The sequence below is a fragment of the Micromonospora sp. RL09-050-HVF-A genome, from assembly GCF_019374995.1.
GTDB lineage: Bacteria > Actinomycetota > Actinomycetes > Mycobacteriales > Micromonosporaceae > Micromonospora > Micromonospora antibiotica.
The window spans coordinates 345,446-361,314 of sequence record NZ_JAGKQP010000002.1 but is presented as its reverse complement, the minus strand read 5'-3'; the positions used below and the strand labels follow the sequence as shown (position 1 = coordinate 361,314).

General features: G+C 76.1%; 4 protein-coding genes and 1 pseudogene. All 5 read right to left on the bottom strand.

The window, feature by feature from the left end; all coding sequences use genetic code 11:
* Positions 1-20: 20 nt before the first annotated feature.
* The gene (locus tag J7462_RS01850; protein ID WP_219460899.1) at positions 21-5,498 is read right to left on the bottom strand and encodes a type I polyketide synthase; all 5,478 of its coding nucleotides are present in this window, start codon (positions 5,496-5,498) and stop codon (positions 21-23) included.
* 56 nt (positions 5,499-5,554) lie between these two features.
* Entirely contained in the window at positions 5,555-9,109 is a 3,555-nt protein-coding gene (locus tag J7462_RS01845; protein WP_219460895.1) for a non-ribosomal peptide synthetase, read from the bottom strand.
* A gap of 58 nt (positions 9,110-9,167) precedes the next feature.
* The gene (locus J7462_RS01840) at positions 9,168-12,338 is read right to left on the bottom strand and encodes a thioesterase domain-containing protein (protein ID WP_219460892.1); all 3,171 of its coding nucleotides are present in this window, start codon (positions 12,336-12,338) and stop codon (positions 9,168-9,170) included.
* Positions 12,335-14,029 carry a beta-ketoacyl synthase N-terminal-like domain-containing protein gene (locus J7462_RS31670; protein ID WP_308291091.1) on the bottom strand — a complete coding sequence of 565 codons (1,695 nt, stop codon included), beginning with the start codon at positions 14,027-14,029 and terminating at the stop codon, positions 12,335-12,337. Before J7462_RS31670 ends, J7462_RS01840 begins: the two co-directional genes overlap by 4 nt.
* Positions 14,030-14,226: 197 nt before the next feature.
* Positions 14,227-15,849 (bottom strand): annotated as a pseudogene (locus J7462_RS31665) (non-ribosomal peptide synthetase); the annotation flags it as partial.
* Positions 15,850-15,869: the final 20 nt, after the last annotated feature.

Sequence of the window (15,869 nt, the reverse complement as noted above, 5' to 3'; positions counted from 1 at the left end):
TGGTCTCCTGTTTCTCGACGTCAGGCGCGGGGTAGCCGCGGGATGGCGGGGATGGTGGCCGGCGCGGCCGGTTCGTCGGCGGCGGCGGCCCGCAGCTGGGCGATGCGCTCGGCCAGGCCGGCCACGGTGGGGGTCTCGAAGAGGCTGCGCATCGGCAGCCGGACCCCGGTCGCCTTGCGCATCGCGGCGATCAGCTGCACCGCGACCAGCGAGTTGCCGCCGAGGGCGAAGAAGTCGTCGTCCACCCCGACCTCGGCCACCCCCAGCCCGTCCCGCCACACCCCGGCAATGGTGATCTCCAGTTCGGTACGCGGGGCCGCCGAGCCGCCCCCGGTCGCCGCCGGAGCGGCCGCCGACGGCTCCGGGTCCTGCTCCAGGCTGTCCGTGGTGACCCGGGAGGCCCGCCGTCGGATCTCCTCGACCGGGCGGGTGGCGATCACCACCTGCGCGCCGAGACCGGCGGTGAGGCTGCGCCGGAACGCCTCCGCGCCGTCGACCGGGCGGATGTCCTCGGTGAGCGCCCCGGCCGCCGGCTCGACCGGGCCCGCGTCGGCGGTGCCGGTCAACCCGCCGGTGACCGCGCCCTGGTCGACGCGGCGCAGCACGAAGTCGCCGATCGCGACGAGTTCCCGGCCCTCGGTGTCGGTCAGCGACAGGTCGGCGGCGACCACCTCGTCGGTGGCGCTGGCCCGGTGCCGCAGGTGGCTGTGGAACACCGCCGGCAGCGGCCCGCGCACCACGATCCGCCCGTACGACAGCGGCAGGTAGGTGCCGTCGCCCTGGCCCCGGCCGAACGCGGTGGCCACGTCCAGCAGCGCCGGGTGCAGCCCCCACGCCGGCAGGTCGGCCCGGACCGGCTCCGGGGCCTCGATCCGGGCCAGTTCCTCGCCGTCGCCGAGGCGGTGCTCGGTCAGCGAGGCCCAGCGCGGGCCGAAGGTCAGCATGCTGGTACGGCCCCGACCGAACGAGGCGTCGTCGTCGACCCGCCGGCCGTCGACCACCGGCACCCGGGCCGCCGGGGCGGCCTCGACGACCCAGCCCGCCGACCCGCGCACATGGGTGCGGAGCTGGCCGGCGGCGAGGCTGCGGACCGCGAAGTCGACGCCCTCCTCGGCCGGGGTCAGCTCGACCCGGTACTGCGCGACGGTGCCCTCGGGCACCGCGAACGGCTCCAGGAACACCACGTCGCGCAGCTCCACCACGGCCTGCGGGTCGTGGGTGGGCACCCCGGCGGCCACCGCGGCCCGCACCGACTCCAGGTGGGCGGTGCCGGGCACCACCGGCACCCCGCCGATGCGGTGCTCGTCGAGCAGCCAGTGGGTGCCGGCGGAGACCAGCCCGTGCAGCACCGTCGACTCCGGGCCGGTCACCTTCGTGGTGAGCACCGGGTGGTCCACCGGCGTGGTGACGGTGTCCCGGCCGGCGGCCCGGAACGCGGCCGGCGCGGCGGTCTCCACCGCCATGCCGACCTCCGCCCAACCACCCCAGTTCTGCGACAGCACGGGGGCCCGGAAACCGACGCCGGAGCGGGCGAACGCGTCGAGGAAGGCGTTCGCCGCGCAGTAGTCGACCTGGCCGAACCCGCCGATCACCGAGGTGATCGACGAGCAGAGCACCACGAAGTCCAGCGGCAGGTCACCGAAGACCTCGGCCAGGGCGAGGGTGCCGGTGAGCTTCGGGGCGAGCACCCGCTCCGCCTCGGCCCGCTCCTTCACCTCGGCCATGCCGCCGCCGGGCAGACCGGCGGCGTGCACGATGCCGTCCAGCCCACCGAACTCGGCCTCCACGGTGGCCCGGACCCGACGCAGGTCGGCCGGGTCGGTGACGTCGGCGGCGAGCACCCGCACCGTCGCGCCGGCCGCCTCCATCCGGCGGATCGCCGCGATCGCCCGGCCGGCCCGGTCCGCGCCGCCGTGCACCGCCAGGTGGTCGTCCCACCGCTCACGCTGCGGCAACCCGGACCGGGCCAGCAGCACCAGCTTCACCCCGGCCCGCCGGGCGAAGTCCTCGGCGAGGGTGACGCCGATGCCACCCAGGCCACCGGTGACCAGGTAACGGCCGCCGTCGCGCAGTGCCCCCGGCTCGCCCTCGGCGGCCACGGTGACCTGCTCGTACCCGGTCACCCAGCGGCGGGTGCCGCGCAACGTCAGCTCCACCCGCTGCGGGTCCACCGGGCGGCGCAGTTCGGCGGCGAGCGTCTCGACCCCGGGGTCGGCCGGGTCGGCGTCGACCAGCCGCACGGCCAGGCCGGGCAGTTCGGCCGGCAGCACCCGGGCCAGACCGGCGAGGGTGGCGTGCTCGGGCCGGACCAGGTCGGCACCGGTGACGTCGCCGACGCCCGCGGTGACCAGGTCGAGGGTGAGCGGCTGCTCCCCGGCGGTCGCCCCCGCCCCGGCGAGCGCCTGCACCAGGTGCAGGGCGTCGAAGAAGCCACGCTGCTGGGCGTCCCAGGCGGCCGTCGCGTCGAGCCCGGCCGGCGGGCCGTCCAGGGCGAAGGCGTGCACCAACCGGTCCGGCACCCCGCCTGCGGTCAACGCCGCGACCAGCGCGTCGTGGTCCTCGCGGTGGCCGGGGCGCAGCCGGTACCCGTCGTCGGACGCCGCGAACGCCGCGCCGGGGCGTACCACGACCGGGTCGTCACCGGCGGTCCGCAACGCGGCGACCAGGGCGTCCGCGCGCGGACCGGCGGCGAACACCAGGCAGCGGCCCGCCGGCACGGTCGCCGGGTCGGCGGCGGCCTGCCGCCACACCGGCACCGCGAACCACTGCGGCAGCGCACGCGGACCGGTCTCCGCCGGCACGTCGGCCACCGCCACCACCGGGTCCGGGTCGACCCAGTAACGCCGGCGCTCGAACGGGTACGTCGGCAGCGGCACCCGCCGGGCGGCCGGGTCGGCGTCGAGGCGCACCCCGACCCCGGCGCACCACAGCGCGGCGGCGCTGGTGAGCAGGGCGGCCAGGTCACCGGCCGGCTCACCGGGGCCCGGCAGGCTGCCCAGCGGGGTCAACGCCCGCTGCTGCGGGGAACCCTTGGCGACCTGCATCCGGGCCAGGTTGGCCAGTTGCCGGCCCGGCCCGCACTCCAGCAGCGCCCAGGTGCCCGCGCCGAGCAGGGTCGCCACGCAGTCGCCGAAGCGCACCGGCTGACGCAGGTGCGCCGCCCAGTACGCCGGGTCGGTGGCCTGCTCGGCGGTGATCCAGGTGCCCGTCACGTTGGACAGGAACGGGATGGCCGGCGCGCGCAGCGGCACCGTCGCCATCAGCGCGGTGAACTCCGCCAGGATGGGGTCCATCATCGGCGAGTGGAACGCGTGCGAGGTGCGCAGCTGCTTGCTCTTGTTCTTGCCGCCGAGGCTGTCGGCGAACGCGGCGACGGCGGCGCTCTCGCCGGCCACCACGCAGGTGCCGGGGCCGTTGACGGTGGCGATGGCCAGCCCCTCGGGCAGCCGGGCGGCGACCTGCGCCTCGTCGAGCGAGACGGCCAGCATCGCCCCGGCCGGCATCGACTGCATCAGCCGACCCCGGGCGGCGACCACCCGCAGCGCGTCGGGCAGGCTCAGCACCCCGGCGACGGTGGCGGCGACGTACTCGCCGATCGAGTGGCCGATCATTGCCGCCGGGCGGACCCCGGCCCGCTGCCAGAGCAGCGCCAGGGCGTACTCGACGACGAACAGGGCCGGCTGGGTGTAGCGGGTCTCGGTGAGCTTCTCCGCCGCCTGCGGGTCGCGGCCCAGGATCAGCTCCCGCAGGTCCAGGCCCAGCTCCGGGTGGAGCAAGGCGGCACACTCGTCGACGGTGGCGGCGAAGGCCGGCTCCTCGGCGTAGAGCTGCGCGCCCATCCCGGCGTACTGGGCGCCCTGCCCGGAGAAGAGGAACGCGGTGCGGGGCGCGGCACCGTCGACCACCCCGGACTGGCGGCGGCGCGGGGTCCGCAGCGCGGTCACCGCCTCGGCCAGGTCGGTGGCGACCACGGCCACCCGGTGCGGGTACTCCTGGCGGCCCACCCGCAGCGTGTGCGCCACGTCGGCCAGCAGCTCCGGCCCGCCGTCGCTGGTCGCCGCCAGGTGGTCGGCGAGCCGGGTGACGGCGCTGTCCAGGGCCGACGCCGTCTTCGCCGACACGTGCAGCAGCTGCGCCGGCCGGACCCGGCGATCCGTCCGGTACGCCGCCGGCGCCTCCTCGAGCACCACGTGCGCGTTGGTGCCGCCGATGCCGAACGAGCTGACCCCGGCCCGGCGGGGTCCGCCGTCGGTGTCCCACTTGGTCAGGGTGTTCGCCACGTAGAACGGGGTGTCGGCGAAGTCGATGCCCGGGTTGGGCGTCTCGTAGTTGATCGTCGGCGGGATCAGCCCGTGTTCCATCGCCAGCACCGTCTTGATCACGCTGACGATGCCGGACGGCTGGCTGAGGTGCCCGATGTTGGACTTGACCGAGCCGATGCCGCACCAGCCCCGCTCGGCGGTGTCCCGGGTGAACACCGCCGACAGCGCGGCCACCTCGATCGGGTCACCCAGCGCGGTGCCGGTGCCGTGCGCCTCGACGTAGCTGATGGTGCGCGGGTCGATCCCGGCCATCCCGACCGCCTGGGCGATCGCCTCCACCTGCCCGTCGACGCTGGGGGCGGTGAAACCGACCTTGCCGGCGCCGTCGTTGTTGATGGCGTTGCCCAGCACCACCGCACGGATCGCGTCGCCGTCGGCGATCGCGTCGGAGAGCCGCTTGAGCAGGGTCACCCCGACACCGCTGCCCCAGACCGTGCCGTTGGCCCCGGCGTCGAAGGGGCGGCACCGGCCGTCGGGCGAGGTGAAACCGTCCATGCCCAGGTAGCCGACGTGCGGCAGCTCCACGTTGACGCCACCGGCCAACGCCATGTCGCACTCGTGGTTGCGCAGCGCCTCGCAGGCCAGGTGGAAGGCGACAAGCGAGGTGGAGCAGGCGGTGTGCACGGTCAGGCTCGGCCCCCGCAGGTCCAACCGGTACGACACGTTGGTCGCCACGTAGTTCGGCGAGTTGCCCGTGGCCAGCGAGACCGCCCCGTGCGGGTTGCCGCCGACCCGCTTGTTGCGCAGCACGTACCGGTGCAGGTAGGTGTTGCCGCCGGTGCCGGCGTACACGCCGACCGCCCCGGGATAGCGGGCCGGGTCGTAGCCGGCGTCCTGCAACGCGGTGTAGCAGCTCTCCAGGAACAGCCGGTGCTGCGGGTCGGTCACCTCCGCCTCGCGGCTGGTCATCCCGAACAGCCCGGCATCGAAGGTGTCGTACCCGTCGATCAGCGGGGCCCGGCTCACCCAGCCCGGGTCGTCGACCTCGTCGGTGGTCGCGCCCCGGGCGAGCTGCTCGTCGCGGCTCAGCTCGGTGACCGACTCGACGCCGTCGACCAGGTTGCGCCAGAACTCGCCGACGTCGGCGGCACCCGGCAGCCGGGCGGCGAGCCCGACGATGGCGATGGGTTCGATGCCGTCGTCGGAGGGCGGCGCGGTGTCGATCTCGTTCTGCATCGGGGTAGTCCTTTGTCGCAAGGTGCCGCCCGCAGGCGGTGGGGAGGAATGCGGCGTCACGGCTGGTGCGGTCGGCGAGGCGGTGGGGTACGACGGGTCCGGCCACGCCGGGCGGCGGCGCGCAGCGCGGCGCGGGCCAGCTCGGGTCGGTCGGCGGCCCCGTCGAGGCTGGCGGCGAGCGCCCGGACGGTGGGGTGCCGGAACAGGTCGAGCATGGTGATCGACCGGCCGGTCGCGGCGGTGAGCCGGGCGTGCACCGCGGCCAGGGCCAGGGAGTGCCCGCCGATGTCGAAGAAGTTGTCGGCGACCCCGACCCGGTCGCGGTCCAGCACCTCCCGCCAGATGCCGGCGATCAGCTCCTCGGTTCCGGTCAGCTCGTCCGGACCGGTCGGCACCGGCGCGACCGGGGCCGGTGCGGTGGCGGCCACCGTCATCGCGCCGAGCGCCGCCACCCGTACGGTGGGCCGGGGCAGCGCCACGGCGACCGTGTCGGCCGGGCTGTGCGGGTCGGCGGCGAGCGCGCCGACCAGGTCGACCAGGTCGGCCAGGAGCGCGTCGATCCGGTCGGCGTCGAACAGGTCCGGGTTGTAGACGACGTCCACCCCGCACCGGCCGTCGCGCTGCACCACGTAGACGGTGACGTCGAACGGGGAGCCCGGCTTGGGCACCGGGACCACCTCGCCGGTCAGGCCGGTCAGCGCCAGCCGGGGCGGGGCGAAGTTGAGCACGTTGAACAGCACCTGCACCAGCGGGGCCCGGGAGGTGTCCCGCCCCACCCCGAGGGTCTCGACGAGCTTCTCCAGCGGTGCGCCCGGGTGGGCGGTCGCCTCGTGCAGCTCGGCGGCGCACCGGTCGACCAGTTCACCGAAACCCACCCCACCGGCCGCGCCCGGACCGCCGGCACCGTCGGCCCGGCCGGTGCGCAACCGCACCGGGACGGTGTCGATGAAGAAGCCGACCACGTCGTCGAAGGCGGCCAGCCGACGGTCGGCGACGATCGCCCCGACCACGTGGTCGTCGCCGCCGGTGAGCCGGCGCAGCAGCTCGGCGAAGCCGGCCAGCAGCACCGCCGCGACGGTGCCGCCGCGCCGCCCGGCCAGGTCCCGCACCGCCCGGTCGGCGGTGGCGGACAGGGTCACCGCCGCCTCCGCCCCGGCGTACGTCTGCACCGCCGGGCGGGGGCGGTCGCGGGGCAGATCCAGCACGGTCGGCACGCCCCGCAGGTGCTCCGTCCACCAGGTGAGGTCGGCGGGGCCCTGCCGGCGGTCCCGCGCGTCGCGCCACACCGCGTAGTCGGCGTACGAGGCGGACAGCGGCGGCAGGGCCGGCGACGCACCGGCGACGGCCTGCGCGTACCCGGTGGCCAGGTCGGCGTAGAGGACCGCCTCGGACCAGCCGTCGAAGACCGCGTGGTGCATGGTCATCGCCAGCACGTGCTCGTCGGGGCCGAGCCGGTAGACGGTCACCTGCCAGGGCGGCCCGGTGGCCAGGTCGAAGGCGTGCGCGGCACCGGCGGCGAGCATCCCGGCCAGCTCGGTCCCGGCGTCGGCGCGACCGGTCAGGTCGACCACCGGCACCGCCACGTCGGTCGGTTCCTCGCAGACCGCGTAGGGCACCCCGGCGTTCTGCGGGATGCGCCAGCGCAGCACGTCGTGCCGGGTGGCCACGGCCCGCAGCGCCGCCCCGAGCGCCACCGTGTCCAGCGGGCCACGCAACCGGTGCGCGACCGCGATGTTGTAGGGGGCGCTGGAGGGGGCGAGCTGGTCGACGAACCACAGTCGGCGCTGCGGCGGGGACAACGTCGGCGGGTTGCCGGTGGTCAGCCCGTCGGCGTCGGCGGGCGCGGCGGCCCGCAGCCGGGCGGCCAACGCGGCCGGGGTGCGCCCGGCCAGCACGTCCCGGGTGTCGACGTGCCGGCCCAGCTCGGCGCGCAACGCCGCGACCAGCCGCATCGCGGCGACGGAGTTGCCACCGGCGGCGAGGAAGTCGGTGTCCGGGGCGGGTGCCGCGCCGAGCAGCCGGGTCCAGACCCGCCGCACGACCCGCTCGACCGGGTCGGTCGGCTCGTCGGTCGGCCCGTCGGCGGGGACGACGGTCAGGGCGGCGTCGGCCAGCGCCCGCAGCGCCGGCCGGTCCAGCTTGCCGGTGATGGCGCTGACCGGCAGGTCGTCGCGGCGCAGCAGCCGCGCCGGCAGCATCGCGGCGGTCAACCGCCCCCCGGCGTACGCCCGGACGGTGTCGTCGTCGGGCGCGGTGGCCGGGGTGAGGAACGCGACCAGTTCGGTCCCGGCCGGGCCGGGCACCGCCTCCACGGCCACCCGGTCGACGCCGGGCACCCCGGCGAGCACGGCCTCCACCTCGCCCAACTCGATGCGCTGGCCCCGGATCTTGACCTGCCGGTCGGCCCGGCCGAGATAGACGATCCGCCCGTCCTCGGCCTGCCGGACCAGGTCGCCCGTGCGGTAGAGCCGCTCGCCGGGCAGCCCGGAGAACGGGTCGGGGACGAACCGGTCGGCGGTCAGGCCGGGCCGGTTGAGGTAGCCGTCGGCCAGCCCCGGCCCGCCGATCAGCAGCTCACCGGTCTGCCCCGGCGGCACCGCCCGCAGCGCGTCGTCCACCACGTACGCCCGGTGGTTGGGCAGGGGCAGCCCGATCGGCACCGGGTCGGTGTCGGCGGCGGTCAGCTCACCGCTGACCGCCAGCACGGTGGTCTCGGTGGGGCCGTAGCCGTTGAGCAGCAGTCGTCCCGGCGCCCAGCGGGCGGCCAGCTCGGCGGGGACGGCCTCGCCGCCGCAGAGCACCGTCCGCCAGCCCGGCACCCGGGCCGGGTCCAGCATGGACAACACGGTCGGGGTGATGAAACCCCAGTTCACGTCGTGGGCGACGATGAACCGGGCCAGCCGGTCCGGGTCGGAGCGGTCGTCCACGCCGAGCAGCTGCACGCTGCCGCCGAGCAGCAGCGGGACGAACAGGTCGATGCTGGCCGCGTCGAAGCCGAGCGAGGCGATGCCGAGGCTGCGCACCCCGGCGTCGGCGGCGCTGAGCGCGGCGCAGCCGGTGACGAACTCGACCACGTTGCGGTGGGTGGTCAGCACCCCCTTGGGTCGGCCGGTGGAACCCGAGGTGAACAGCACGTACGCCGGGTCGCCGGCCCGCGCCGGGCAGGGTGCCGACGGGGCCGGGCCGGTGGCGGTGACCACCTCGACGCCGGGGGTGTCGGCGAACTCGACCGCCGCCGCGTCCCCCACCACCAACGTCACCCCGGCGTCGGCGGCGATCTCCCGCAGCCGCTGCCGGGGGCCACCGGGCTCCAACGGCACGTAGCAGCCCCCGGCGAGCAGCACGCCCAGCACGTCGACCACCAGGTCGGGCCGGCGGTGGGCGCAGATCCCCACCCGGGTCTGCCGGCCCACCCCCCGGGCCCGCAGCGCGGCGGCCAGGCCCGCCGCCCGACCGACCAGCTCCCGGTAGGTGAGCCGGTCGTCCCACTGGCGCACCGCCACCGCGTCCGGGCAGCGGGCCGCCCGTTCGGCGATCAGCTCGGCCAGCGTCCCGTCCGGCCAGGGCAGTGCTTCCCCGGTGACGGCACTGATGGACAGGATGTCGGTCACGTCGCTCCCCGTACGGTTGCTGGTGCGGTACGCCCCACCGGGCGGACGGTGTGCCGGTTCACCGGTCGTCCCGGGCGGTGTCGTCGACCACGTGCAGGCGCAGTTCGCTGAGGTACCGGCGGCCGGCCGCGTCGGGCACCCAGGCGTCGTCCGGGCCGGGCAGCATCTCGCTGACCGTCAGGGAGACCCCGGGGCCGTCGCCCATCCGGGCCGCCCGCACCATGGCGCAGAACATGTTCGCGAAGGCCGGGCTGCTCAGGTCGGCGTAGCAGGGTTTGGTCTCGCTGCCGAGCTTGACGTAGACCTGCTCGGGCAGGTCGAGGCGGCGTCGCCAGGCCCGCACCGCGAGGAACCGGTCACGTTCCCCGGCGGCGTCGGCCAGACCGCTCTCCCCCACCGTGGTGCGCCAGGTCCGCCGGGCCACCACCAGCCGGTCGATGGTGACCCGGGGGGTGTACGGGGCGGCGGCGACCAGCTTGAACCCGTCCACCGCGTGGGCGCTGAGCAGTTCACCGAAGACCTCGGTCAGCGGCCAGCTCTCGCCGTCGGCGGCGGTGGCGACCAGCTGGCCGTCCCGCTCGGACACGGTGAGCGCCACCGTGGGCAGCACCCGGGCCGGGTCGGCCCCGGGCGCCGCCGCGAAGGCCAACTGCCGGTCGCTGGGCCCGGCGAGGGCTTCGGCGGTGCGGCTGGTCCGCCGTGGCCAGTCGGTGGGGTACAGCAGCCGCAGCCGACGCCCGCCCAGGTCCGTGGTGAGGGCGTCCCGCAGCCGTTGTGGGTCGGGGTGGGCCGGGATGAACACCTCGCAGTCGAAGGACGCCCACGCGGCGTGCAGTTCGCCGAGCACGACGGTGTACTCCCCGCGCGCCAACGCCTCCGCGTCGGACGCGCAGAGTTGCAGGTCGGGGCTGTGCAGGACGGCCTTGGACCAGTGCGCCGGGGCGGCCGGGAAGACCTCGTCGACGCGGTCGGCGAGATCGGCGGCGGCGAGGCGCACCTCCCGGGTACCCGGTGGCAGCCCGGCGAAGCCGAACAGTCCCGCCCAGCGGGCGGCGAAGTCGGCGGCGACCGCGTCGACCGGGCGGTCGCCGGCACCCCAGAACAGTCCCTGGGCGAGGTACCACAGGTCGGCCAGGGAGACGGGGGCGTCCCCGGTCTCGCCGCGCAGTTCGTCGTACAGTTCACGGAACACCCGGTCGTACGCCTGCGCCAGGGCGGCCACCATCCACCGGGCGGCCCGCAGCAGCACGTCGAGCGGCGCGGCCAGGTCGGCCAGGAACGGGGCGCCGAGGGTGACGTCGAGATCCCGGGCGGTGTCCTCGTGGCAGAGGGTGCGGCCGGCGTACATCCGGCCCTCCCGACGTCGGGGCGACCGCCCGGTCAGTTCGGTGAAGGTGGTGTCGAGGGCGTCGAGGGCGTCGCCCAGGCGGTGCGGGTCACCGGCGGCTGCGGCGACGGCGTCGCGGGCGGCCGTCAGCCGGTCCAGCCCGGACCGGGCGGCCAGCCGGGCCGCCGGATCGCCGACGGCGTCGATCCGGGCGCGCAGCACCTCCTCCGCGGCCGGGCTGACCGGCAGGGCCGCGTCCCAGGTGAGCAGCTCCCGTTCGACGAGCCGGTCGAGCAGGGTGTAGCCGTCCTCGGGCCGGCGCAGCCCGATGGCCGGGTCGGCGACCAGCTCGTGGGCGGGGCGGTGGCCGTCGACGGCGGCCAGCAGCGCGGCCTCCACCGGGGACAGCGCCACCGGTGGTTGCCCGGGGCGCAGCACGCTGCGGTCGCGCACCGCGACCTGCGGGGCCAGCACCGGCGGCCACCAGCGCCGGACGGCGAGTTCGGCGCCGATGCACTCGGCGTACTCGTCGAGCGCCCACGACTCGAACCGGACCCACCGTCGCCGGGTCAGTTCCGGGCCGACCCGCAGCCGGGCGGTCTCCGGCTGCGCCGGGTCGACGGTCACCCAGCAGCTGGGGCCGAAGAAGCCGACCGTCTCGTTTTTGCCGCAGTACCGCTGCCAGTACTTGAGCAGGGCCCGTTCCCGGTCGCGACGGCGCACGTTGCGGGGCGCGTCGGGACCGCCCCGGACCAGCCCGTCGAAGGCCACCAGCGCGCCCCGGTTCTGCCAGGTCACCGCCTCGCGCACCAGCGGGTCGGCGGCGAGTTCGGTGAACCGCTGCCCGGCGGCGCGGACGGCCTCGTCGAACTCCTTGTCGAAGCGTTCGACGCCGCTGCCGGTGGCCAGCAGCTCGTCGGCGAGCGCGGCGGCGGCCGGGGCGGCGAACAGGACGAGGCCGTCGGCCGGGAAGCCGGTGCTGCGCAGGATCGCGTCGCGCCACACCGACCAGCCGGTGTCGCCCAGCGGCACCCGGTGGTCGGCTGGCCCACCCGTGCCGGGTGCCGGCACCGCCGCGACGGACCCCGGGGCGCGGCCGGCACCGACCGAGGCGACCCGGCCGGTCTCGGTCTCGGTACGCGGGGCACCGGGGGTGGTGGGCGGCGGGGAGCCGAGGGCGGCGGTCAGGTCGGCGCGGATCAGACCGAGCAGGTCGGGCAACCGGTCGTGCAGGAAGAAGTGCCCGCCGTCGAGTTCGTGCAGGGTGAAGCCGGCTGCGGTGTGCCCGGCCCAGCCGGCGCTGTGCTCCCGGCTGACCGCCCGGTCGGCCCGGCCGCCGAACGCCACCACCGGCACCGGCAGCGGCGCCTCGGGGACGTACCGGTAACTGTCGACCCGACCGAAGTCGGCGCGCAGCAACGGCAGCAGCAGCTCCACCAGTTCCGGGTGGTCGAGCAGGCCGGCGGGCAGTCCGCCGCCGTCGGCGAGCCGGCGCAGCAGTTCGTCGTCGGCCACCTGGGACAGCCCGTCGAAGAGACTCGCGGCGGTGACGTGCGGGGCGCGGGCACCACCGACGTAGAGGCGCAGGGGCAGCTCACGGCCGGTGCGGCGCAGTTCCCGGACCACCTCGAAGCCGAGCCGGCCGCCCATCGAGTGCCCGTAGATCGCGTACGGGCGGTCGGCCCGGTCGGCGACGGCGGTGGCCACCTCCGCGACGGTGAAGGCGGCGTCCTCGCTGATCCGGTTCTCCCGGCCGGGCAGCTGCACGGCCAGCACCTCGACGTCGGGACCGATCTCCGCCGGCCAGCGGCGGAAGGCGCTGGCCCCACCCCCGGCGTACGGCAGGCAGAACAACTGCACCGGTGCCAGGGGTCGGCTTCCGGGCGAGACGAACCAGTTCACCGTGCGCCTCTCTGCGGTGGATCGATCCAGTGCCGCCGGCGCTGGAAGGGGTAGCCGGGCAGCCCGGTGCGCCGTACGACGCCCTCCGGGTGCAGCGCGGCCCAGTCGACGTCCCGGCCGGCCACCCACCCGGCGGCCAGGTCCCGCAGTGCGCCGGGCGCACCGGCCACGGTGACGCCGGTGGTGAGCAGTTCGTCCAACCCGGCGATCGCCTCGGTCAGGTCGGCGGCGACGACGGCGGCCCGCCGGCCGAAGGAACGCCGGCCCAGGGCCAGGGTGGCGGCCACCTCGGACAGTTCCGGCCCGGTGCCGGCCAGGTGGGTACGCAGCCGGGTCAACGCCGCGCGCAGCGCCTGCGGGGTACGCGCCGACACCGGCAGCAGCCAGGATCGGGGTTCCGCCGGCTCGGCCGGTACGACCGGGGGCGGCTGTTCCACCACCACGTGCGCGTTGGTGCCGCCGAGGCCGAACGAGCTGACCCCGGCCACCCGGCGCGGCGCATCCGGCCAGTCCCGGGCCTTGGTCGGTACGTAGAACGGGCCCCCGGCCAGGTCGATCTCCGGGTGGGGTCGGGTGAAGTGCAGGTTCGGCGGGATCACCGCGTGCTGGACGGCGAGCACCGTCTTGATCAGACCGGCGATGCCGGCCCCGGCGTCGAGGTGACCGATGTTGGTCTTCACCGAGCCGAGCGCGCAGGACTCGGCGGGGGCCGCCCCGCCGTACACCTCGTGCAGGGCGGCGACCTCGATGGCGTCGCCCAGCGGCGTACCGCTGCCGTGGGCTTCGATGAAGCGGACCTCGCCGGGGGCGACCTCGGCGGCGGCCAGGGCGTTGGCGACGGCGGCGGCCTGCCCGGCGGGGCCGGGCACCGCGAAGCCGGCCCGGTCGGGGCCGTCGTTGGTGACCGCCCAGCCGGGCAGGACGGCGTAGATGCGGTCCCCGTCGGCCTGGGCGTCGGCGAGCCGACGCAGCGCGACCACCCCGACGCCGGAGCCGAAGCCGGACCCCTCGGCGGCCTCGTCGAAGGCGCGGCAGCGGCCGTCCGGGGAGGCCAACCCGCCGGGGGTGGCCCGGTAGCGGGGCCAGGTGACGCTGACCCCGCCGGCGAGGGCGATGTCGCACTGGTAGTCGGCGAGGCTCTGGGCGGCGAGGCAGACCGCGACCAGCGAACTGGAGCAGGCGCTCTGCACCGCCACCGCCGGTCCGGTCAGCCCCAGCCGGTACGCGACCTGGCCGGGCAGGTGGTCGGTGGCCTGCCGGCCGATCAGCCGGGCCTCCCAGTCGTCCGGGTCGACGTCGCCGACCACAGCCGGGTTGTCCATCAGGTGGAACAGGAAGTAGCGGTTGGCGGAGGTCGCCGCATAGACGCCCACCAGGCCGGGGAAGCGGGTCGGGTCGTGCCCGGCGTCCTCCAGCGCCTCCCACGCGGCCTCCAGGAAGAGCCGGTGCTGGGGGTCGGTGCGGGCGGCCTCCTCGTCGCCCATGGCGAAGAACTCGGCGTCGAAGTCGGTGACCCCGTCGAGCCGGCCGCCGGCCCGCACGTGCCGGGGGTCGGCGCGCAGTCGCGGCCCGATGCCGAGGGCGTCCAGTTCGGCGTCGGTGTGGTCGTGCATCGAGTCCACGCCGGCGCAGACGTTCCACCAGAAGGTCGCCGCGTCGGGTGCGCCGGGGAACCGGCCGGCGAGCCCCACCACCACGATCTCGTCGCCGGTGTACTCGCGGGCGGCGACCGGCGGGGTGGCCGGGGTGGGCAGGGTCGGCGCGGGGCCGCCGCGGTGCGGACCGCCGCCTCGGGCGGGTGCGGACCGACGGCCGGGTGCTCCCCGTCGAGGAGGCGGGCCTGCGTGGCGATCGTCGGGTGGGCGAACAGCCGCACCATGGGCGGCATCACCCCGAACCGCTCGGCGATGCGCTGCTGGACCTGGCCGAGCAGCAGCGACTGCCCGCCGGCGTCGAAGAAGTTCTCCTGCCGCCCGATGGCGCTGCGGCCCAGCACCGCGCACCAGATGTCGTGCACGGCGCGCTCGGTGGCGGTGGTGGGCTCCTGCCCGGCGGGAACCTCGGGGGTCGGGTCGGGCAACGCCCGCTCGTCGATCTTGCCGGTGACGGTGAGTGGGAACGCGTCGAGCACCAGCACGGCGCGGGGCAGCGCGTGTTCCGGCAGCCGCCGGGCGAGGGCGGCGCGCAGGGCCACCGGGTCGAGACCACCCTCGACCGGCACGGCGTACGCGAGCAGTTCGCCGCCCCGGGCGATGGCGCGGACGGCGGCGACGCCGGGCTGGTCGGCGAGGACCGCCTCGACCTCGGTCAGCTCGACCCGGAACCCGCGTACCTTGACCTGGCGGTCGAGCCGGCCGAGGCAGACCAGCTCACCGCCGGGCAGCCTGGCCCCCAGGTCACCGGTGGCGTACGTGGGCATCCCGTCGGGGTCGACACCGAACCGGTCGCTCGACTGGCCCAGGTATCCGGGGGCGAGGTGCCGGCTGCGCACCACGATCTCGCCGGAGTCGGCCAGCCGCAGTGTGTAGCCGGGCAACGCCGTGCCGATCGGCAGCGGGCCGGTGGCGGGGGCGGCGGTGGCCAGCGGCAGCGCGTACCGGGCGGCGAAGGTCATCTCGGTGGCGCCGTACCCGTTGACCAGGACACAGTCCGGGGCGAACCGGTCGCGGCCCCGGGTGGCGTCGGCGTGGGTGGCCTGTTCACCGCCGAGCAGCACCACCCGCACGGTGTCCAGCCGCCGGTCGCCGAGGGTGTCGAGCAGGAACCGGTAGACGGTCGGGGTGGAGTGGTAGACGGTCACCCGGTGCCGGGCGAGCCGCTCGACGGCGTACGCCAGGCCGTGCCGGCGCAGGTCGATCGGGACGAGGGCGGCCCCGGTGAGCAACGCCGGGTAGAGGTCGGGGATGGCCGCGTCGACGCTGAACGAGGCGAGCAGGCTGAGCCGGTCGGTCGGGCCGATCGCCAGGGTGTCGATCTGGTTGTCGACGACGTGCCGCAGGTTGCGGTGGGTCTGGGCGACGGCCTTGGGCGTGCCGGTGGAGCCCGAGGTGAACAGCACGTACGCCGGGCTGTCGGGGTCGACGGGGGTGGGCCGCAGCGGCGCGGTCGCGCTGTCGTCGAGGACCAGCACGCCGGTGCCGGGGCGTGCGGCGCACAGCGTGTCGGCCAGCGCGCGGTGCTCGGCGGTGCAGGCGACGACCCGCACGTCGGCGGCGACGTCGAGCAGGCGTCGGAGGCGGTCGACCGGGAACCCGGGGTCCAGCGGCACGTACGCGCCACCGGCGGCGAGGGTGCCGAGGGTCGCGGCGACGGCGGCCACGCCGTGCCCGGTGAGCAGGGCGACCAGGTCGCCGGGCCGGACACCGGCCGTGGTGAGCGCGGTGGCGTGCCCGCCGACGGTGGCGGCCAGGGCGGCGTAGCTGACCTCGTGGGTCTCGCCGAGGATCGCCGGCTGGTCGGGACGGGTGGCCGCGACCCCGGCGAACTGTTGGATGATCGTCTGTTGCGGCATGTCAGCGGGCCGGCTCGGCT

Bases quoted from the DNA above. Each gene is read 5' to 3' on its own strand.
- J7462_RS01850 (WP_219460899.1), bottom strand. From the start codon at position 5,498: ATGCAGAACGAGATCGACACCGCGCCGCCCTCCGACGACGGCATCGAA.